The following is a 21,360-nucleotide window of genomic DNA, read 5'->3' on the forward strand; positions in this document are numbered from 1 at the left end:
CGCCCGCGCAGTCGGTCGCCGAGGGGAGCGCCGCCGTCCCGGGCACCGGCAGGAAGCCGATCTCGCCCGTGCCGCCGGAGGCCCCGCGGCGCAGGCGCCCGTCGAGCACGACCGCCGCGCCCGTGCCCACGCCCAGCCACAGCAGCACGAACGTGTCGCGGTCCCGGGCGGCGCCGTCGCGCTGCTCGGCGAGGGCGGCGAGGTTGGTCTCGTTCTCCACGATCACGCGCGCCGGGAGGCGCTCGCCGAGGGCGGCGACCAGGCTGCGGTGCCAGGCGGGGAGCGTGAGGGAGCCGCGGAGCTCACCGTCGCCGGGGTCGATCAGGCCGGGGGCGCCGACGGCGACCGTGTGCAGCCGGTCGGCGCCCGCCTCCTCCGCCGCCCGCTCCACCAGCGCCACCGCCCGTTCCACCGCGAGCCCGGTCCCCGTGCCGCCGGCGATCGGGACGGACGCCCGGGTCAGCTCCGTGCCGAGCAGATCGCAGACGACCACGGTGACGCCCTCGGTGCGTACGTCCAGGGCGGCCAGCTGGGCGCGGTCGGCGACGATGCCGTACAGGCGCGCGTTCGGGCCGCGCCGCTGCTCGCCGGCCTCCCCCACCACCGCGATCAGCCCGGCGGCCGCCAGCCGCTCCACGAGGTCGGCGACGGTCGGCCGGGACAGGCCGGTGAGCTGCTTGAGCTGCCCCGCCGTCAACGGCCCCTCCCGTTCCAGCAGGCGCAGGGCGAGCCGGTCGTTGATGGCCCGGGCGGTGCTCGGTGAGGCGGGCGGCATGCCGGGATCCTTTCAGGTCGCAGGCCGGGGGTGGATCCACTGCCCGCTGTTTATCAGGCAGGGTTCCTGATAATTTACGCGCGGCGTGTTGCAGGACCGTACCCGGGAAGCGGCGTTCCGTACGCCGGGGGCGGCAAGCCGGACAGGGGAGGATGGCTCAGGCATGGGCGAAGTGGTCTACGACGGGGGCACCGTACGGCGCGCCCGGTACGCCGTGGCCGTCGTGTTCGCGGTGCACGGCGCGGTCACCGGGTCGTTCGCCACCCGGATCCCCTGGATCCAGGACCACGCGGCGGTCGGCGCGGGCCAGCTGGGTCTCGCCCTCGCCTTCCCGGCGCTCGGCGCCTCCGTGGCGATGCCGCTCGCGAGCCGGATCACCCACGCCCTCGGCGCCCGTACGGCGCTGCGCGTACTGATCGCGCTGTGGACGCTCGCCCTGGTCCTGCCGTCCCTCGCACCGAACCTGTGGACGCTGTGCCTGGCGCTGCTCGTGTACGGCGCGACCGCGGGCATGTCGGACGTGGCGATGAACGCGCTGGGCGTCGAGGTCGAGAACCGGCTGCACAAGTCGATCATGTCCGGGCTGCACGGCATGTGGAGCGTGGGCGCCCTGGTCGGCTCGGCGGCCGGCACGCTCGCCGCACACCTGGGCTCGGACGCCCGGCTGCACCACGCGCTGGCCGCGTCGGCCCTCACCGTGCTCGGGGTGACCGCCTGCCGGTGGGTGCTCGACCTCAGGTCCGCCCAGGACGAGGAGCCGCCGCCGCGCTTCTCGCTGCCGCCCAGGTCGGCGCTGCTCATCGGCGCGGTCGGGTTCTGCGCGGTGTTCGCGGAGGGCGCGAGCCTGGACTGGTCGGCGGTCTACCTGAGGGACGAGCTGGGCACCTCGGCGGGTCTCGCGGCGGCGTCCACGACCGGCTTCATGCTGACCATGGCGCTGGCCCGGATCGCGGGCGACGCGATCGTGAACCGTTTCGGCGCGGTCCGCACGGTGCGCGTCGGCGGGGTGCTGGCCGCACTCGGTGGACTGCTCGTCGTCGTGGCGGACCGTCCGGCGGCGGCGATGGCGGGCTTCGCCCTGCTGGGCCTCGGCATCGCGGTGGTCGTCCCGCTCTGCTTCGCGGCGGCCGGGCGCAGCGGCCCGAACCCGAGCCAGGCCATCGCGGGCGTCGCCACCATCACGTACACCTCGGGTCTGGTGGCGCCGAGCGCGATCGGCACGGTGGCGGAGGCGACCAGCCTCATGGTGTCGTTCGGGCTGGTCACGTTCCTGGCGTGCGGGCTCGTCGGCTTCGCGGGCGTGCTGCGCTCCGCCGACCGGGACCGGCCGAGGATCAGCGCTCCGGACGCGGCGGTTCCGGGACCGAGGCCCTGAACGAACGGTGCCCTTCTTGCCGTCACAATGTTCGCGACAATGTTCGCGACTGTTTCGGCCAGGGACACGCACGCTCGGCCAGGGACACGCACGACGAAAGCGAAACCTCACCATGGATCTCGGCGTCCGCTGGAAGCTGCACGGAGACGGGCGCACCCCCGCGCCCGGCGCGGTCGTCCGCCCCGACGAGCGGCTCTCCTGGCCGCGCACGGCCGGGCTCGGCGCCCAGCACGTCGTGGCGATGTTCGGGGCGAGCTTCGTCGCACCCGTGCTGATGGGTCTCGACCCCAACCTCGCGATCATGATGTCGGGCGTCTCGACCATGATCTTCCTGCTTGCCACCCGCGGCCGGGTGCCCAGCTACCTCGGCTGCTCGCTCTCCTTCGTGGGCGTCGCCGCGGTGATCCGCGCGCAGGGGGGCAGCAGCGCGACGGTGACGGGCGCGGTGCTCGTCGTCGGGGCCGCGCTGTTCCTGGTGGGCCTCGCCGTGCAGAAGTTCGGCGCGCGGATCATCCACGCCGCCATGCCGCCGATCGTGACCGGCGCGGTCGTCATGCTCATCGGCTTCAACCTCGCCCCGGTCACCGCCGCCACGTACTGGCCGCAGGACCAGTGGACCGCGCTGCTGGTGATGCTGTTCACCGGTCTGGCGGTGGTGTGCCTGCGCGGTTTCTGGTCCCGGATCGCGATCTTCCTGGGACTGATCTTCGGGTACGGCATCTCCTGGGTCTTCGACCTGGTCTTCGGGCAGATCCACTCGGCGGACGCGAGCGGCAAGGTCACCGACCACTGGCGGCTCGACCTCTCCGGCGTCGGCGACGCGGCCTGGATCGGCCTGCCCGACTTCCACGGCCCGAGCTTCGAGTGGTCGGCGATCCTGGTGGCGCTGCCGGTGGTGATCGCGCTGGTCGCGGAGAACGCCGGGCACGTCAAGGCGGTCGGCGAGATGACCGGCGACAAGCTGGACGACAAGCTGGGCACGGCCATCTCGGCGGACGGCGTGGGCTCCATGCTCTCGACCGCGGTCGGCGGCCCGCCCAACACGACGTACTCCGAGAACATCGGCGTGATGGCGGCGACCCGCGTCTACTCCACGGCCGCGTACTGGGCGGCGGCGGTCTTCGCCCTGCTCTTCGGCCTGTGCCCGAAGTTCGGCGCGGTCGTGGCCGCCATCCCGGGCGGTGTCCTCGGCGGCATCACGGTCATCCTGTACGGCATGATCGGCCTGCTCGGCGCCCAGATCTGGATCAACTCCAAGGTGGACCTGCGCAATCCGCTGAACCTGGTGCCGGCCGCCGCGGGCATCATCATCGGCGTCGGCAACGTGTCCATGGACTTCACCGACAACTTCTCGCTCAGCGGTATCGCGCTCGGCACCATCGTCGTCATCACCGGCTACCACGTCCTGCGGGCCTTCGCCCCGGAGCACCTGAAGAAGCAGGAGCCGCTGCTGGACGAGGGCACCTCCTCGTACGAGGCGGGCGCGGAGCCGGACGGCCCGGGCGGGGACACGGACGCTCAGCGCGCCAGGTCGTAGGCGTAGCCGGGCGTGAACGTCCCGGCCGCGCCCCGGCAGCCGTCGGACTCGCCCGGCAGCTTGACCCACAGGTAGGCGTCGACGCGGGCCTGCCCGGTGGTGAGGGTGGGCGGCCGGCCGAGCGTGCGGCCGGCCGGGTCGCACCACTCGCCGCCGCCCGGGGCGCCGTTGCCGTTCCGGCTGGTGTCGATGACGGCGCCGAGGTCGGCGGGGCCGCCGAGGGCGTCCAGCACCCGCCGCACGTAGGCGACCTCGGCGTCCGTGCCGTTGAAGTTGGACACGTTGCTGAACACGCCGTCGGAGGACGCGGCCGAGGCGGCGCCCGCCTGCCGCAGCAGCGCCGCCTGCCGGGCCGGCGGGTGCCACGCGGAGTGCCCGGCGTCGTGGTAGACGCGGGCCCGGGGGTTCGCCGCCTTCAGGACGCGGCCCGCGCGGGCCAGCGACGCGAAGCGGTCGGCCCGCCCGTCGGCGTCGAGGCAGTCGGCCAGGGCGATCGCGTCGGGTTCCAGGATCACGACGACCTCGCCACCGCCCAGCCCGGCGGCGAACGCGTCGATCCACGCGTCGTACTCCTCCGGGCCGGACGCGCCGCCCCGTGAGGCACCGCCGCAGTCCCGGTCCCGGACGGCGTACGCCACGACGACCGGGACGCGGCCCTGGGCCGCCGCGCCCGACGTGACCGCCGCGACCCGCGCGGTGATCGTGGCCGGCGAGGGGTCGGTGAACCAGACCGCCGCCGGGTGCGCGGCGATACGGGAGTCGATGACCGCCTGCCGGGGGTCGTCCGGGTGGGCGGCGACCCAGTCCAGGACCTGCGACCCGGGATGCCGGTACAGACGGCCCGTCACGGTCGCCGGGACCGCGCGCTCCGCCCGCTCCCGCACCGTGGGCGACGGGACCGGCGGCCGCTTGGTCCGTGCGGGGACCGGCGAGGGCGTGGGCGTGGGGGCCCGCGAGGGCGTGGGGGTGATTGTGGCGGGTGAGACCGACGGTACGGCGGGCAGCGGCTCCGGAGCGGCCGAGCGGGTGATCACGGGGCGCGCCTCGTCGCGCCGGCCGTCGTCGGAGACGGCCAGCAGTCCAGTGACGGCACCGACGGCGGTCACGGCCGCGGCCGCGGCGACCATGGCGCCGCGCAGCCGGGCGGCGCGCCTGCGCCGGGCCCGCCGTCGCGCTCCACGCCCCGGCCCGCCCTCGGTCACATGTTCGGCCGGATACCGGGGACGAGCGCCTGTCACCTGCTGTTTCCCCCTCCCCCGCCGCGGACGCGTTCCCTCGTTCCGGGGAAGCGCCCCGTACGGCGGCACTGTCGCCAGCGTAGGGCTGGGACCCTGCCCCCATGGCGCAGTTCGACCATCTCACCACTGCCGTGGACACGGTCCTCTCCCGTATGCGTGCCCTCGACGCGGCCCTGCCGCGGCAGGACGGACTCGCGGTGTTCAACCGTGTCTACCTCACGGTCACCGAAGAGGTGGACCGGCGCGTGGACACGGGACTCCTCCCGGACACCGAGGCCGCGATCACGCTGGACGTGCACTTCGCCGAGCGCTACCTGACGGTGGCCGAAGGGGCTCCCGCGCCCGCCTGCTGGCGGCCGCTGCTGCGCTCCCGGCACCATCCCGGCGTGCGTGCCGTGCAGTTCGCGCTCGCGGGCATCAACGCGCACGTCGGGCACGATCTCGCGCTCGCCGTCGTGGACACCTGCCGGGCACTCGGCTGCGAACCCGTCGACCTGGAGGACGAGTACGACCACATCGGTGACGTCCTCGTCGCGCTGGAGGAGCGCATCCGCGAGGACCTGATGCCGGGCCCGGACCTGCTCCAGCTCGCCGATCCGCTGACCCATCTGCTCGGCTGCTGGTGCCTGGAACGGGCGCGTGACGCCGCCTGGTCGGCGGCCCGGACCCTGTGGGCGCTGCGCGGACTGCCGGACCTCGCCGAGGAGTGCGGGCGGCGCCTGGACGCGACGGTGGGCCTCGCGGGCCGGATGCTGCTCACCCCCCTGCCGGACCGGTGACCCGCGGCGCGGGCGCGGTCAGTCCTCGGGCAGCTCCACCGGTGCCAGGTCGTCGTACACGTCGCCGGGCCCGGGGTTCGACGGGTCGGTCGCCCCGCCGAAGTGGTGCATGACACCCCAGACGGCGTTGAGCGCGGTCTGGACGGCGCCCTCGGCCCAGCCCGCCGTCCACGAGATGTCGTCGCCGGCCAGGAAGACACCCCGCTTGTCCGCGGGCAGCCGGTCCTGCACGAAGTGCGTGAACAGGCGCCGCTGGTAGCGGTAGTGGCCCGGCAGGTTGGCCTTGAACGCGCCCATGAAGTACGGCTCGTTCTCCCAGGACACGGTCACCGGGCTGCCGATGACGTGCTTGCGGATGTCGACCTTCGGATAGATCTCGCCGAGCGACTTCAGCATCACCTCCAGCCGCTCGTTCGCGGACAGCGGCAGCCACTTCAGGCTGTCGTCGCACCAGGTGTAGGAGAGGCAGATGACGGCGGGCCGGTCGGGGCCGTCGTCGAGGAGGTACGTACCGCGTGTCATCCGGTCCGTCAGCGTCATCGACATGACATCGCGGCCGGTGTACTCGTCCTTGTCCAGCCAGAACGGCCGGTCCACGGGCACGAAGAGCTTGCTGGACTCCATGTAGTGGGTGCGCTCGATGGCCGTCCAGTGGTCGATCGGGAACAGCGCGTCGTCGCAGGCGATCTTGGAGAGCAGCATCCAGGACTGGGCGGTGAAGACCGCCGCCCGGTACGTACGGATGTCGCCGTGCGCGTCGGTGACGGTGATCCGGTCGCCCGCCGTACGGCTCAGCCGGGTGACGGCCGGGCGGGGCTCTCCGCCGGCGTGCAGCGTGGCCAGCGAGGTGCCGTACGGCCAGTGCACGATCTTCTCCGGCGCGCGCTCCCACAGCCGCAGCGGCAGCTGCTGGGAGCCGCCGACGATGCCCCGGTGGTGGTCGTCCGCCTCGGTGTAGACGACCCGGAGGATCTCCAGGACGGAGTTCGGGAAGTCGGTGTCCCAGCCGCCCGTGCCGAAGCCGACCTGGCCGAAGATCTCCCGGTGCCGGAAGGACCGGAAGGCCTCCGACGCGCAGAGGAACCCGTAGAAGGTCTGGTTGTCGAGCTCCTCGACCAGCCGTGACCAGAGCTCCCGGATGCGCGGCACGTCGCGTGTCCGCAGCGCCCGGTTCATGTCGGAGAACGCGGCGTCCTCCTCCAGGCACCGCGCCCAGGCGTCCGCCACGTCCCGGTAGACCTGCGGCAGGTCGTCGAGGGTCTCGGCGTAGTGGGTCTCGCCCTTGAGGTCGACGACGGTCGAGGGCGTGGCGGGCGAGAGGGGGTTGGGGAAGGGCCGGGTCTCCAGTCCCACCAGGTCGATGTAGTGCCGCAGGGCCGTCGAGGACGGCGGGAAGCGCATGGCACCCAGCTCCGCGGTGAGCGACGGGTCGCAGCCGTCGAAGCCCACGGTGCGCAGCCGGCCGCCGAGCCGGTCGGCCTCGTACACGACGGGCCTGAGCCCCATCTTCATCAGCTCGTACGCCGTCACCAGGCCGGACAGCCCGCCGCCGATGACGGCGACCTCGGTGCCGTGCTCGGTCGCGGGGATCTGCCCGAGGCCCGCCGGGTGGGCGAGGAAGTCGTCGTACGCGTACGGGAAGTCCGGCCCGGACATGGTGATGGGCGGCTGGGCGTCGGCGTGCTGGACGACGGCGTGGGGCACCGTGGACGTCATGGGGTACGGACTCCTTGCACGGTATGCGCGATGAAGGCGGGGACGACTCAGGCGAGGGAGCCGTAGAGACCGGGACGGCGGTCCGCCAGGTACGGGTTGCCCTCGCGCGAGGCGGCGAGGAGGACGGGGTCGACGTCACCGAGGAGCAGCTCCTCGGCGCGCCCCGCCCGGGCGCGGGCCACACCGTCGGGCGCGGCCAGGGCGGACAGGCCGACGAACTCGAAACCCCCCTCCTGGCCGACCCGGTTCACGTACGCGATGTACATCTGGTTCTCGAAGGCGCGCACCGGGACGAGGCTCTCGGCGACGAACTGGAAGGGGTGCATCTGCGCCGTGGGCACCAGCAGGAGGTCCGTGCCCGCGAGGGCGTGGGCCCGGACGGTCTCCGGGAACTCCACGTCGTAGCAGATCATCAGCCCCACGCGGAGGCCGTCGAGCTCCGCCTGCACGACCGGCCGGTCGCCCGGGGTGAAGTGGTCGCGCTCGAAGGGGCCGAAGAGGTGGGTCTTGCGGTAGTTGGCGAGGCGGACGCCGTCGGCGGAGACCAGCTGGACGGAGTTGAAGACCGTCCCGTCGTCGGCGCGCTCGGGATAGCCGTAGGCGACGGCGAGGCCGTGCCGTGCGGCGGTCTCCGCGACGGCGTCCGCCGCGTCACCGTCGGCGGGCTCGGCCAGCCGGCCGACGCCGTCGCCGATCGCGTACCCGGTGAGGAACATCTCCGGCGCGACGAGCAGCGCGGCCCCCGCCGCCGCGGCCCGGCCCGCACTCGCGTCGAGCGCCCGGAGGTTCGCGGCGACCGAGCCGGGGCGGCCGGAGCTCTGGAGCAGGGCGGTGCGCATACGGGTTCCTCACCGGGCCGGGGGGACGAGGGGAAGGGGAAGCGGGCACCGGTGCGCCGGTGGCGGGTGTCGGCCCAGTCAGACGCTACGGTCGGGCGGCAGTGGCGGACAAGCGGCAGCCGTTGCGCACCGGTGGGCGAATCGTTGCGCGCTCAGCGGGTCCCGCGGCGATTCATTGCGCCCCCGTGGCGGCCGGCCGCCGGGCCACCAGCAGCAGCGCCGTGACCAGGTACGGCAGCATGAACAGGGCGAAGGCCGAACCGTGCGACGTGGCCGACGCCGTCACCGCGTACGCCCCGTACACACCGACGGTGGCCGCCTCGGTGCCCACCCCGGCCACCGAGGTGAGGGTGGCGCGGCCCTCGCCCTCGATGCGCTGCTGCAGCCGGGCGTCGGCCAGCACGTGCGCCAGCTGGAAGCCGCCGAAGGCCAGGGCGACCAGCACCAGCGCGAGGGGTGTGCCCGCCGCCGCGCCGGCGGCCAGGGCCAGCGCGGAACCCGCCAGCAGCCCGGCCAGCCCGGTGGAGCCGAGGCGCTCCCCCGCCCCGGCCAGCAGCCCGCCCGCCGTGGCCGCGCCCCAGACCAGGAGCAGCAGCCAGGGGACGGTGCTGTCGGCGACCCCGGTGTCGCGCACCAGCAGCGGCGTGTACTCGTCCAGCGCGCCCCACACGGCGGTGACGGCCGGGACGAGCAGCAGCGCACCGCGTACGGACGGATTGCCGCGGGCCTCGGCGAGGCCGGCGCGCAGGGTGCCGGCCCAGCCGCCCCCGGCCGCCCGGTCCGCCGTCCCCTCCCGGTTCCGGTGCTCGGGGAGCCGGGTGGCGACCGCCGAGGTCAGCAGGCAGGCGACGACACTGGCCAGCCCCACGGCCTCGTATCCACCGAGGGCGAGAACCGGTCCGGCCAGCGCCATCGCCGCCATCACGCCCAGCAGCGCGGCGGCCCGGGAGCGGCCCATGACGCGGGCGTAGCGGTCGGCCGCGCCGAGCCGGTCGAGCTCCTCGTACACCAGCGCCTCCAGCGCGCCGGAGCCGAGGGCTCCGCTGACGCCCCAGAGCACGAAGCCGGCCGCGAACGCCCCGTACGAGGGAAACAGCACCCACAGGCCGAAGCCCGCGGCGCCCAGCAGTGGCCCGGTCCACAGCAGCAGCCGCCGGGAGACGGTGTCGGCCCAGACGCCGGACGGGATCTCCAGGAGGACGCCCGTCAGGGACCACAGGGCGAAGAGGGAGGAGATCTGCCCGACCGAGAGACCGGTGTCGGCGAAGAGCAGCGCGTACACCGGGTAGAGCAGGAGGAGGTCGCCGAGGAACGCGTAGCCGTACAGCGTGGCCGTCAGCCGCCGGATCCCGGTGGAGGTGGTGCCGGGCACATGCGCAGGTAAGTGGGTCATGGGGCCTTCCCGCAGGCACAGGAACGTATCGGACGCCGGAGGTACGGCGCCCGGGGCGGCCCACGGGAGGCACGGCTCGGGAATCAATGTCGCCAGGTCATGGAACGGATGCTATTCAATGGCCCCCGCGCCCTGTAAAGGGGCGCGGGGCTGTATCGATATGCGGCTCCGCCGCGTAGGCGCGGCCGGCCACGACGAACCCGCAGCCGCCACGCGACGGCTCACCCCGAGCTCTCAGGCGCCTCGAAAGACGACCTCCGCACCAGCGGCGACAGCACCAGCACCGACTTCGTCCGCTCCACGAACGGCTCCCCCGCGATCCGCTCCAGCACCCGCTCGAAGTGCCGCATGTCGGAGGCGAGGACCTGCACCACCGCGTCCGCGTCCCCCGTGACGGTGGAGGCTGAGGCGATCTCCCGGTACCGCTCCAGGCCGCGCCGGATGGTCTCCGGCGAGGTGTTGCGCCGGCAGTAGATCTCGACGAACCCCTCGGTCCGCGGGCCGAGCGCGGCCGGGTCCACGCGGACGGTGAAGCCGGTGATGACCCCGGCGGCGCGCAGCCGGTCCACGCGGCGTTTCACCGCGGGCGCGGACAGGCCGACCAGCTGTCCGATGTCGGCGTAGGAGCGGCGGGCGTCCTCGGCGAGGGCCTGCACGATGCGTTCGTCGAGATCGTTCAGCACGGCGGGGTGATCACTCTTCGGCGTTGGCGGCGAGACGGGAGCGGCGGTAGCCGTAGCTGAAGTAGAACACGAGCCCGATCACCATCCAGATCCCGAAGACGATCCAGGTGACGACGGAGAGGCTGCTCATCATCCAGAGGCAGAAGGCGAAGCCGAGCGCGGGCAGCAGCGGCGACAGCGGCAGCCGGAAGGTACGTGGCATGTCCGGGCGGGTCCGCCGTAGCACCACGACGGCCACGTTGACGAGCGCGAAGGCGAACAGCGTGCCGATGCTGGTCGCGTCGGCCAGCTGGCCGAGCGGGACGGCGGCGGCGAGCACCCCGCAGAACAGGGAGACGAGGACGGTGTTGGCGCGTGGCGTACCGCTCTTCGCGTGCACGCGCGAGAACGCCTTGGGCACCAAGCCGTCGCGGGACATGGCGAACAGGATGCGGGTCTGGCCGTACAGCACGGTCAGGACGACGCTGGCGATGGCGATGACCGCGCCGGCCGCGAGCAGCGTGCCCCAGAAGGCGTCCCCGGTGACGTCCTTCATGATCCCGGCGAGGGCGGCCTCCGAGCCGTCGAACTCCTGCCAGGGCCGCGCCCCGACGGCGACGGCGGCGACGAGGACGTACAGCGTGGTGACGATCAGCAGCGAGAGCATGATCGCGCGGGGCAGGTCGCGCTGCGCGTTCTTCGCCTCCTCGCCCGCGGTGGAGGCCGCGTCGAAGCCGATGTACGAGAAGAACAGGGTGGCCCCGGCGGCGCTGACGCCGGCCATGCCGAGCGGCATGAAGTCCGCGTAGTTGCCGGAGCGGAAGCCCATGACGCCGATCACGCAGAACAGCAGCAGCGCGGCGATCTTCACGACCACCATGACCGTGTTGGCGCGGGCGGACTCCCGGGCACCGCCGAGCAGGAACACCATCGCGAGCAGGACCACGAGCAGCGCGGGCAGGTTGAAGACGCCGCCGTCGCCGGGCGGGGCGGAGAGCGCGGCGGGGATGGTGACGTCGATGGTGCCGTCGAGCAGCTCGTTGAGGTACTCGCCCCAGCCGACCGCGACCGCGGCCACCGACACGCCGTACTCCAGGATCAGGCACCAGCCGCAGATCCAGGCGATGAGCTCGCCCATCGTGGCGTACGCGTACGAGTAGGAGGACCCGGAGACCGGGATGGTGCCCGCGAGCTCGGCGTAGGACAGGGCGGAGAACAGCGCGGTGAGGCCGGCGATCACGAAGGACAGCGTGACGGCGGGGCCGGCGTCGGGCACCGCCTCGCCGAGCACCACGAAGATGCCGGTGCCGAGCGTGGCACCGATGCTGATCATGGTGAGCTGCCAGAGGCCGAGGGAGCGGCGGAGCGAGCCGCCCTCGCCCCGGCCGCTCTCCGCGACCAGCCGCTCCACGGGCTTGCGCCGCATCAGGCGGGCGCCCGCCGAGGGCGGGGCGGAGGGCTTCGGGGACTGCGGGGGTGCGCCTGGGTCGAGCACGCGTCGGCTCCTTGATCGCTGCCGGTGGGGGGCGGAACGGGCGGCACCCTGTGTGTTGCGCGGACCGTTTCGACTGCTGCGGTTGTTGCGTGGCCCTCATACTTATGAGGACCTCTGTATACGATACGGCCTTTGCGGGACGAAACGGCCCCCGCCTCCCGGAACCGGGACGACGGGGGCCGTATGCGTGAGAAGCCGGGGGCCTCAGCTCCAGCTGGCGTGCAGCGGCTTGCCCTCGGCGTAGCCGGCCGCGCTCTGGATGCCGACGACGGCCCGCTCGGCGAACTCCTCCAGGGAGGCGGCGCCCGCGTAGGTGCAGGAGGAGCGGACGCCCGCGATGACCGAGTCGATCAGGTCCTCGACGCCCGGGCGGTCCGGGTCGAGGAACATGCGCGAGGTGGAGATGCCCTCCTCGAACAGCGCCTTGCGGGCGCGGTCGTACGCCGACTCCTCGCTCGTGCGGTTGCGGACCGCGCGCGCGGAGGCCATGCCGAAGGACTCCTTGTACAGGCGCCCGTCGGCGGCCTGCTGGAGGTCACCGGGGGACTCGTAGGTGCCCGCGAACCAGGACCCGATCATGACGTTGGAGGCGCCGGCGGCCAGCGCCATCGCCACGTCGCGGGGGTGCCGGACGCCACCGTCGGCCCACACGTGCTTGCCGTACTTCCTCGCCTCGGCCGCGCACTCCAGGACCGCCGAGAACTGCGGGCGGCCCACGCCGGTCATCATCCGGGTGGTGCACATGGCGCCGGGGCCGACCCCGACCTTGATGATGTCCGCACCGGCGTCGACGAGGTCCTTGACGCCCTCGGCGGCGACGATGTTGCCCGCCACGATCGGCACCTGCGGGTCGAGCGCCCGCACGGTGCGGATCGCGCTGATCATCGACTCCTGGTGGCCGTGCGCCGTGTCGATGACGAGGGTGTCGACGCCCGCGTCGAGGAGCTGCTTGGCCTTGCCGGCGACGTCGCCGTTGATGCCGACGGCGGCGGCGACGCGGAGGCGGCCGCGTCCGTCGACGGCCGGGGTGTAGAGGGTGGCGCGCAGGGCGCCCTTGCGGGTGAGGATGCCGGCGAGCCGGCCGTCGGCGTCCACGGCGGGGGCGTAACGGCGGTTGGCGGCGTCGAGCGACTGGAAGGCCTCGCGCGGGTCGATGTCCGCGTCGAGGAGGACCAGGTCCTTGGACATGACCTCGGAGAGCTGCGTGAAGCGGTCCACGCCGGAGAGGTCGGTGTCGGTGACCACGCCGACCGGCCGGTGTTCCTCGTCCACGACGACGCCCGCGTTGTGCGCCCGCTTGGGCAGCAGGGCCAGGGCGTCGGCGACCGTCTGGTGGGGGCTGAGCACGATGGGGGTGTCCAGCACCAGGTGGCGGCTCTTGACCCCGGCTATGACATCGGTGACGACCTCGATCGGGATGTCCTGCGGGATGACGACGAGCCCGCCGCGCCGGGCGACGGTCTCGGCCATCCGCCGGCCCGCGATGGCGGTCATGTTGGCCACGACGAGCGGGATGGTCGTGCCCGTGCCGTCCGGGGAGGCGAGGTCCACGGCCTGACGGGAACCGACCGCGGAGCGCCGCGGCACCATGAACACGTCGTCGTACGTCAGGTCGTACGCGGGCCGGATGTCATTGAGGAAACGCACGTGCTGCACATCCCAGTCGTTCAGAGGTGGCCCCCGACAGGTCAGCCAGGGGGAGAAGCACGTACTTCATTGTCCCATGAGGATCGGTATGCCCGGTCTTGAATAATCATCCAGGATGGTCCGGGTGACCCTCGGAGGATCCTCCGAGTGAACGGCGGCGGCCGGCGTCCTCAGGCGCTGCCCGCCGCTCCCCGGGGCGGGCCGTCAGAGGCCGTCCGGGTCCGTGCGGTTCAGCGCCGGTGCGGGCGCGGGGCCCGCCAGCAGCAGGTGGTCGGCGGCCGACGTGTCCGTGACCAGGCTGGTCACCAGGCCCGACCGCAGGACGGCGTCGATCGCGGCCGCCTTGCGCTGGCCGCCCGCGATCGCGACGACCTCGGGGACACGGCGCAACTGGTCGGCCTTGACCGTGATGCACCGCTCACCCAGGTCGTGCCCGACGCTGCGGCCGTCGGAGTCGAAGAGGTGCGCGGACATCTCGGCGGCGACGCCCAGGGAGGCGTAGTGGGAGCGTTCCTCCTCGCTGAGCATGTCGTGCACCGTGGAGATGCCCGCCTCCCAGGAGCCGATGGAGACACAGGCGACCGTGACCTTGTCGAAGTACTCGAAGGCGCGGGCGATCCCGGTCTGGTGGCGCAGCGCGTCCGCGGTGGCCGCGTCGGGCAGGAGCATCGGGGCGTAGATCGGGTGGGCGTCGCCGCCGGCGACCTGGGCGGCCCGTCGTACCGCTTCGACGGAGCCGCGCTCGGCCGTGCCCGCGTCGTACACCCCCGTCAGCTGCACCACCGTGCAGGGCGGCAGCCGGTCGAGGGCGGCCGCCATGTGGATGGTGGAACGCCCCCAGGCGAGGCCGAGGACGTCTCCCTCGGTCACCAGTTCGGCGAGGAGGTCCGCGGCGACCTCGCCGAGGTTCTCCGGATCGGGTGACTGGTCCGCTTCGGCCGGGGACTCGACGACCACGGCGTGCCGCAGGCCGTAGCGGGCGCGCAGCGCGTCGGAGCGCTCGGCGTCCAGCTCGGCCGGGACACGGATCTCGATGCGCACGAGATCCCGTTCGAGGGCGGTCTCCAGGACCCGGGCCACCTTGAAGCGGCTGACGCCGAACTCCTCGGCGATCTGGATCTTGGATTTGCCCTCGAGGTAGAAGCGGCGGGCCATGGCCGCCGCCTGCACCAGCTCGGCGGGTCCCATCCGCATGGCTGACCGGCCCGCCGTCATACCCGACACGGCCTTCTCCTCACTGCTGTTCACATCCTGGATACGCCGTTCATCCTTGCAGATCCGGCTTGTTCGATCAGCCCGGACGGTCGGCGTTCACGTTCCCTTGGCCCGTGGGCCACGCGTCCGCCGGTACGCCGGGCTCGCTGATCGAACGTTCCGGACGCCGCCCCGGGTTCCTGACCGGGCGTTCGGCGGCCCGAGGAGATCTGGGAGCGCTCGTCGCGGAGATCAGTGCGCGCGCCCGGCGCGGCTCAATGTGCACACGCCCAGCCGGCCGCCGCCGTGGCCGACCGCGCCCGCTCGCGCAGCGCGCGGACCGCTTCCGCCGGGTCCTCGGCGCCGTACACGGCGGATCCGGCGACGAAGACGTCGGCGCCCGCCTCGGCGCAGCGCTCGATGGTGGAGGCCGAGACGCCGCCGTCCACCTGCAGCCACATCTCCAGGCCGTGCTTGGCGATCAGCTCACGGGTGCGGCGGATCTTCGGCAGCATGATGTCCAGGAACGCCTGGCCGCCGAAGCCGGGCTCGACCGTCATGATCAGCACCATGTCGAGCTCCGGCAGCAGGTCCTCGTACGGCTCGATGGGCGTCGCGGGCTTCAGCGCCATCGAGGCCCGGGCCCCCTTCGCCCGGATCTCCCGGGCGAGACGCACCGGGGCGGCGGCCGCCTCGGCGTGGAAGGTCACGGAACCGGCCCCCGCCTCGACGTACCGGGGCGCCCACCGGTCGGGCTGCTCGATCATCAGGTGGCAGTCCAGCGGCGTGTCCGTCGCCCGCGCGAGGGATTCCACGACCGGCACACCGAGCGAGAGGTTGGGGACGAAGTGGTTGTCCATGACGTCGACATGGAGCCAGTCGGCTCCCTCGACCGCCCTCGCCTCCTCGGCGAGTCGGGCGAAGTCGGCGGACAGGATGCTGGGGTTGATCTGCGCGGCCATGCCCCAAGCCTGCCATGCCCGGACCGGGGTGTTCTCCCCGGTCCGCACCAGGCCGGCGGATACGGGAACGGGCCGGCCTCGGCCGCTTTGCCGTGGCGCCCCCGCGCGGCACGACGACGGCCGTCCGCTGCCGGCCACTCCTCCGCGTCCTGCCGGATCGGCGCCACGTCGAGGCCGTCGTATCCCCGCACGGCCCGGCCCGGACGGACACGTCGTCTATGTGGGGTCGTGCTCCACGGCGACGCTGCCCCTCCCTCCCGCGCGCCGGCTTCCTGGAGGCGCCCGCCCCGCTGCGCACGGTGCTGCGGGGCGGGCGAGTACACCGCCGGCTGGCGCACCGCGGTCCCCGTGCAGGCGGCGCTCGCCCGCTTCGTCGACGACGGGCCGTTCGCCCGGCTCGTCCGTCGGACGCAGCACACGTACGCGACCCGGCACCGGGCCGTCACCCGCGCGTTCACCGGCCGCTTCACGGACCTGGCCGAGTGGTGCCGTCCGCCGCGGGCCCGTGCGACCGGCATGGCGGTCCACACCCTGGCGGAGGTGGCCGCGATCCGCGCCGCGTGCCCGGACCGTCCGGGGCCCGCTGAGCGCGGCGGTCAGCCCGTCCGGCGGACGATCGCCAAGTACATCGCGTCCGTGCCGTGCAGGTGCGGCCACAGCTGTACGTCCGGGCCGTCACCGAGGGCCGGTACACCTTCCAGCAGCGGCCGGGCGTCGATCAGTTCGGCCCCGGAGCCGTACTGCCTCAGCACGTCGTCCACCACCGCGCGGGTCTCGGCGAGGTGCGGCGAGCAGGTCGCGTAGCCGACGACGCCGCCGACCCGTACGGAGTCCAGCGCCGTCCGCAGCAGTGAGCGCTGCAACGGCGCGAACCCCTCCAGGTCCTCCGGCCGCCGCCGCCAGCGCGCCTCGGGCCGGCGCCGCAGCGCGCCCAGCCCCGTGCAGGGCACGTCCATGAGCACCCGGTCGAAACTGCCGGGGCGCCAGGGCGGGCGGGTCCCGTCGGCGGCGATCACCTGGTACGGGCCGGGGTTGCCGTCGAGGGCCTGCGCGACCAGGCCCGCCCGGTGCGGCTGCTTCTCCGAGGCGAGCAGCACGGCACCGCGCTCGGCAGCGAGCCCGGCGAGCAGCGCCGCCTTGCCGCCGGGGCCCGCGCAGCCGTCCAGCCAGGCCCGGTCCGGCCCGTCCAGCGGGGCGTTGGCGAGGGCGAGGGCGACGAGCTGGCTGCCCTCGTCCTGCACGCCCGCGCGGTTGGCCCGTACGGCGTCCAGGGCGCCCGGTTCGCCGCCCTCGCTGAGCCGTACGGCGTACGGGGACCAGCGGCCGGGAAGCACGGTGTCCTCGCCGAGCGTGTCGAGCAGCTCGTCGGCGGTGATCCGTCCGGGGCGGGCGACGAGGGTGACCTCGGGCCGCTCGTTGTCGGCCTCGAGCAGGTCCTCGATGCCGGCCCGGCCGCCGCCGAGGGAGTCCCACAGCGCGGAGACCACCCAGCGGGGGTGCGAGTGGACGACGGCGAGGTGGTCCTCGGGGTCTTCGTCGTAGGGCGGTGCGACCCGCTCGACCCACGCGTCGAGATCGTGCTGGGCGACCTTGCGCAGCACGGCGTTGACGAACTTGGCGCGCCCGTCGCCGAGCACCACCCGCGCGAGCTCCACGGTCGCGGAGACGGCGGCGTGACTGGGGATGCGCGTGCCCAGCAGCTGGTGCACGCCGAGGCTGAGCACGTCGAGCACCGGCGGGTCGACCTCGCGCAGCGGCCGGTCGACGCAGGCCGCGATGACGGCGTCGTACGTGCCCTGCCGGCGCAGCGTCCCGTAGACCAGTTCGGTGGCCAGCGCCGCGTCACGCGCGTCGAACTTCTCCGGCCCCTCCTTCTCGCGCGCCTTGCGCAGCAACGGGGGCAGGACGAGGTTCGCGTACGCGTCCCGCTCGTCCACCGCGCGCAGCGCCTCGAAGGCGAGCATGCGGACGGGGTCCTTCTGGGGCCGACGGTAGGGCTTGCCGGGCCTGCGCGGCCGACGGGACTGCTCACTCACGAAAAAGGTGCTCCGGGACAAAGGGGGAGGGAACGAAGGGTGCCTCCCAGCGTACGTCGTGGGGGTGCGGCGGGACGGCGCGGCCGTCGGCCGGGCGCCCGCCACCGGTCAGGACCCGAGGATCTCCCCCGACGCGATCCGCACCCCGCGGGCCCAGTCGGCGGCGCGCATCGGCTTCTTGCCCTGTGCCTGCACCCACAGCAGCTCGACGGCGTACGAGCCGGTCCCGGCGTGCACGCTGTTCTTGCCGACCTCGAGCGCCCCGGGGGCGAGGCCGGTGCGCTCGGGCACGGGCCCGACCTGGACGAGCTTGAGGCGCTCACCGCGGAACGTGGTCCACGCGCCGGGGGCGGGCGCGCAGCCCCGTACCACCCGGTCGACGCGGAGCGCGGGCGCCGACCAGTCGACCTGGGCGTCCTCGACGGTGATCTTGGGGGCGAGGGAGACGCCCTCGGCGGGCTGCGGCACGGCCTCCAGGGTGCCGTCCTCGATCCCGTCCATCGTCGCGGCCAGCAGCCCCGACCCGGCCAGGGCGAGCCGGGTGAGGAGGTCGCCGCTGGTGTCGGTGGGGCGGACCGCCTCGGTGACGGTGCCGTACACGGGCCCGGAGTCGAGCCCCTCCTCGATGAGGAAGGTCGAGGCACCGGTGATCTCGTCCCCCGCCATGACCGAGTGCTGCACGGGGGCGGCGCCGCGCCAGGCGGGCAGCAGCGAGAAGTGCAGGTTGACCCAGCCGTGGACGGGGATGTCGAGCGCGACGCGGGGCAGCAGGGCGCCGTACGCCACCACGGGGCAGCAGTCGGGCGCGATCTCCCGCAGCCGCGCGAGGAACTCCTCGTCCCGGGGCCGGTGCGGCTTGAGCACCTCGATGCCGGCCTCCTCCGCCCGCTGCGCGACGGGGCTCGCGACCAGCCGCCGACCGCGTCCCGCCGGCGCGTCGGGACGCGTGACGACGGCGGCCACCTCGTGCCGCCCGGAGGCGATCAGGGCGTCCAGGGCGGGAACGGCGACCTCGGGCGTACCGGCGAAGACGAGCTTCATGAGTGACTGTGGGCCTCTCGGGCGGGAGTGCGGAACGGTCCCCACCGGGTCCGGAGACCGGGCCGGGGGACGGCGCAACAGTCTATGGGGCGGGGGCGCGCAGGGCGCGGGAGCGGGGTGCGTGGACGGAGCGCGTGAACGGGGCACGGCACGGCAGCCGTCCGGCGGCACCGGCCCCGGCCGGCGGCACGTCAACGTCACAAGCGCGTACACGCCACGCAGGGGCGTATGCATATGCCCCCACGCCCCTGCAGCGTGACCACAAACCAACGAGCGCGTTGGTCAAGAAGGAGTTGACCAAACGGGCCGCGATCGCGGCCGTCCTTTTCCACGCCACGCCGGTTCGAGAGGCTTGTTCATGGCCGACCACGCAACCCACGACGCCCAGGCCCGCGCCAGCCTGCACTTGCTGGTGCGGGACATCGAGCGGGTCCGCCGGCAGGTGGACGCACTGCGCACCCTCACCGCTCAGCTGGGCAACGTCTACCGTCCGCGCCGCTCCGGCCCGTCCACGGGCTTCGTCGTCTACGGACGCGCCCCCGCCCCGACCGTCCGCCTCGCCCAGGAACTGCGCGACAGTGTGGAGACCCTGGTCACGGCGGCCGTGGACTTCGACCGCTCACTGGGCTTCTCGTGGGACGCGGTGGGCTCCGCGCTGGGCGTCACCAAGCAGGCGGTGCACCGCCGCTACGGGGCCCGCCGCACCACCGCCCCGAGCCCGGCCGAGACCGAACGCGCCACCGAACCCCCGGGCAACCGCACGGTCAACATCAGCACGTCCCTTCCCTCCGTCCCCACCGTCCCGGCGGCCCGCTCGATGCCGGCCCAGTTGCCCGCCCAGCTGCCGGCCCCGTTGCCGACCCAGATGCCGACCCAGCCGACGGCGGGGAGCCCGACGCTCCGCGACGAGGCCCGGCCGACGGCCTTCCCGGGCCCCCGCAACGGCTGACCCTTCATCCCGCCCGACGACTGCCTCCCCGCGCCCGCCGGGAGGCAGTCGCGCTCCGTGCCGCCACTGGGCCCGCACCCCGGCCGACCGCCTGGCGGCGCGACGCACGCCGCGCGCGGTGCCCGGTGACCTCACCCGATGTCCGGCGGATCGACACGGATCCGTACCGTCTCGCTCCCCCCGCGCGCCAGCCGGGCCGCCTGCGCGTTCTTCAACGCGGTGGCCAGCGCGGCACCGCTGCCCGGCGGCACCCTGATCAGCGCCCGCTCCCACCGCTCCCCCGGCGGTGGCGCCCCCACCGGCCGGGGCCGTCCGGCCTCCGGGACGGGCAGCGGGACGGGCCCCAGTACCGAGGCGTCCGGCGGCAGTTCGGTACCGACGAGGAAGTCGGCCACCGCCTGAGCCGTCCCCGACACCGCGGCCATCCGTGACACGGGCGGGAACCCCAGCTCGGCCCGCTCGGCGAGTTCCCGTACCGCGTGCCCCACCGGGTCCCACCGCACCAGCGCCTGCACAGGCCGCAGCGTCGGCTCGGCGACGATGACCACTGTCCCGCCGGCCCCCTGGCCCCGTACCAGCGCCGCCGCGCCGATCCAGCGTCGCAGCGCGTCCTCCCCGGCCCGCAGGTCGGGCCGGCCGAGCATGGCCCAGCCGTCGAGGAGGAGCGCGGCCGCGTACCCGCCCTCGGCGACCGGCTCGGCGCCCGGGGTACTCACCACGAGCGCGGGCGCGGCCGGCACGGTGTCCAGGACGTGCTCCCGCCCGGAGGTGCGGACCGGCACCGCGGGGAAGGCCCGCCCCAGTTCCTCGGCGGTCCGCCGGGCCCCCACGATCTGGGCACGCAGCCGGAAGCCACCGCACTCCGGGCAGTGCCAGTCGGCCTCCACCCGCCCGCACCAGCCGCACCGCAGCGCCCCGGCGTCCTCGGCCTGGAGCGGCCCCGCGCACTGCCGGCACCGCGCGGGCTCCCGGCACCGCGCGCAGGCCAGCCGGGGTACGTAGCCCCGCCGGGGCACCTGCACGAGCACCGGGCCCTGCCGCAGCGCGTCGCGCGCCACCTGCCAGGCGAGGCTCGGCAGCCGGGCCGCCCGCGCCGCCTCGTCCCGGGCCAGCTCGGCGTCGCCCACGGTGCGCACCAGGGGCGCCGCCGCCCGGACCTGTTCCCGGTCGGCGACGAGCGGCGCCGCCCAGCCGCTCTCGACGAGCTGGGCGGCCTCGACCGTGCAGTTCCAGCCACCGAGCAGGAAAGCAGACTTGTCCCGGGAGGCCCGCAGCTCCAGCACTTCCCGCACATGGGGGAAGGGCGCGTGGTCGTCACCGTGGCCGGCGTCCCCGTCGTCCCAGACCACCACGAGCCCGAGGTCGCGCACCGGGGCGAACATGGCCGCCCGCGTGCCCACGACGGCCCGTACGGCCCCGCGCCGTACGGCGAGCCACTCCCGGTACCGCCGCTCCTGACCCGCGTCGGCGGTGAGCAGGGCGTGCTGCCCCTCGCCGAGCAGCTCCCGCAGCGCCGCGTCGACCCGGGACGCGGGCCGGCCGGCCGGTACGACGACCAGCGCCCCGCGACCCGACGCGAGCGTGGCCTGGACGGCCCGCCCGATCTCCTCGGCCCACCCGGGTCCCGGCAGGGCGGTCCACACGGCACGCGGCGCGCCCCCGGCGGCGAGGGCACGCAGGAAGTCGGGCCCCCGCCCGTACCGCCGCCACGACCCCGGCTCG

17 protein-coding genes are annotated in these 21,360 nt (G+C 74.1%); 4 read left to right on the forward strand and 13 right to left on the reverse strand.

All coding sequences use genetic code 11. The annotated features are described in order from the left end of the window. Nucleotides 1–775: ROK family transcriptional regulator (locus UW392_RS33735; protein ID WP_320779001.1), on the reverse strand; the 775-nt coding region annotated here is incomplete at its 3' end. A gap of 163 nt (nt 776–938) precedes the next feature. Here UW392_RS33735 and UW392_RS33740 point away from each other — a divergent pair. Together UW392_RS33740 and UW392_RS33745 are read left to right on the forward strand one after the other, a co-directional pair. Then, complete coding sequence (locus UW392_RS33740) at nt 939–2,150, forward strand: MFS transporter (RefSeq protein ID WP_320779002.1); 1,212 nt, start codon at nt 939–941, stop codon at nt 2,148–2,150. Nucleotides 2,151–2,262: 112 nt separating this feature from the next. Further along, entirely contained in the window at nt 2,263–3,687 is a 1,425-nt protein-coding gene (locus UW392_RS33745) for a uracil-xanthine permease family protein (protein WP_320779003.1), read from the forward strand. Here the strand turns inward: UW392_RS33745 and UW392_RS33750 are convergent. After that, the gene (locus tag UW392_RS33750) at nt 3,669–4,814 is read right to left on the reverse strand and encodes a glycoside hydrolase family 6 protein (protein WP_320779017.1); all 1,146 of its coding nucleotides are present in this window, start codon (nt 4,812–4,814) and stop codon (nt 3,669–3,671) included. The two genes, UW392_RS33745 and UW392_RS33750, sit on opposite strands and share 19 nt — an antisense overlap. Before the next feature lie 212 nt (nt 4,815–5,026). Between UW392_RS33750 and UW392_RS33755 the strand changes: the two genes are divergently transcribed. Next, nucleotides 5,027–5,704, forward strand: a complete 678-nt coding sequence (locus tag UW392_RS33755) for a DUF5995 family protein (RefSeq protein ID WP_320779004.1) — start codon at nt 5,027–5,029, stop codon at nt 5,702–5,704. A gap of 18 nt (nt 5,705–5,722) precedes the next feature. Here UW392_RS33755 and UW392_RS33760 read toward each other — a convergent pair whose 3' ends face one another. The 10 genes from UW392_RS33760 to fmt form a co-directional block, all read right to left on the reverse strand. Beyond that, entirely contained in the window at nt 5,723–7,420 is a 1,698-nt protein-coding gene (locus UW392_RS33760) for an NAD(P)/FAD-dependent oxidoreductase (protein WP_320779005.1), read from the reverse strand. A 47-nt stretch (nt 7,421–7,467) separates the two neighbouring features. After that, nucleotides 7,468–8,259, reverse strand: coding sequence for a carbon-nitrogen hydrolase family protein (locus UW392_RS33765; RefSeq protein WP_320779006.1), 792 nt, complete (start codon nt 8,257–8,259; stop codon nt 7,468–7,470). Between the two features lie 172 nt (nt 8,260–8,431). Next, nucleotides 8,432–9,652, reverse strand: coding sequence for an MFS transporter (locus UW392_RS33770; RefSeq protein ID WP_320779007.1), 1,221 nt, complete (start codon nt 9,650–9,652; stop codon nt 8,432–8,434). 221 nt (nt 9,653–9,873) lie between these two features. Continuing rightward, nucleotides 9,874–10,335, reverse strand: coding sequence for an Lrp/AsnC family transcriptional regulator (locus tag UW392_RS33775; RefSeq protein WP_320779008.1), 462 nt, complete (start codon nt 10,333–10,335; stop codon nt 9,874–9,876). Nucleotides 10,336–10,345: 10 nt separating this feature from the next. Beyond that, nucleotides 10,346–11,809 carry an amino acid permease gene (locus tag UW392_RS33780; RefSeq protein WP_320779009.1) on the reverse strand — a complete coding sequence of 488 codons (1,464 nt, stop codon included), beginning with the start codon at nt 11,807–11,809 and terminating at the stop codon, nt 10,346–10,348. A gap of 204 nt (nt 11,810–12,013) precedes the next feature. Beyond that, nucleotides 12,014–13,456, reverse strand: a complete 1,443-nt coding sequence (locus UW392_RS33785) for a GuaB1 family IMP dehydrogenase-related protein (protein WP_320779010.1) — start codon at nt 13,454–13,456, stop codon at nt 12,014–12,016. A gap of 204 nt (nt 13,457–13,660) precedes the next feature. Next, entirely contained in the window at nt 13,661–14,704 is a 1,044-nt protein-coding gene (locus UW392_RS33790) for a sugar-binding domain-containing protein (RefSeq protein ID WP_320779011.1), read from the reverse strand. 221 nt (nt 14,705–14,925) lie between these two features. Next, nucleotides 14,926–15,612 carry a ribulose-phosphate 3-epimerase gene (rpe, locus tag UW392_RS33795; RefSeq protein ID WP_320779012.1) on the reverse strand — a complete coding sequence of 229 codons (687 nt, stop codon included), beginning with the start codon at nt 15,610–15,612 and terminating at the stop codon, nt 14,926–14,928. Nucleotides 15,613–16,208: 596 nt separating this feature from the next. Further along, a complete protein-coding gene (locus UW392_RS33800; RefSeq protein ID WP_320779013.1) occupies nt 16,209–17,648 on the reverse strand; it encodes an RsmB/NOP family class I SAM-dependent RNA methyltransferase in 1,440 nt (479 codons plus the stop codon). Between the two features lie 108 nt (nt 17,649–17,756). Continuing rightward, nucleotides 17,757–18,689, reverse strand: coding sequence for a methionyl-tRNA formyltransferase (fmt, locus tag UW392_RS33805; protein ID WP_320779014.1), 933 nt, complete (start codon nt 18,687–18,689; stop codon nt 17,757–17,759). Between the two features lie 358 nt (nt 18,690–19,047). Here fmt and UW392_RS33810 point away from each other — a divergent pair, with 358 nt between their 5' ends. Then, nucleotides 19,048–19,638 (forward strand): hypothetical protein, encoded by a 591-nt coding sequence (locus tag UW392_RS33810; protein ID WP_320779015.1) that lies wholly within the window; start codon nt 19,048–19,050, stop codon nt 19,636–19,638. A gap of 131 nt (nt 19,639–19,769) precedes the next feature. On the opposite strand, the gene UW392_RS33815 is transcribed toward UW392_RS33810, so the two are convergent. After that, nucleotides 19,770–21,360 (reverse strand): primosome assembly protein PriA (locus UW392_RS33815; RefSeq protein WP_320779016.1); only part of this gene is annotated, 1,591 nt, incomplete at its 5' end.

The organism is Streptomyces sp. CRN 30, from assembly GCF_034105845.1.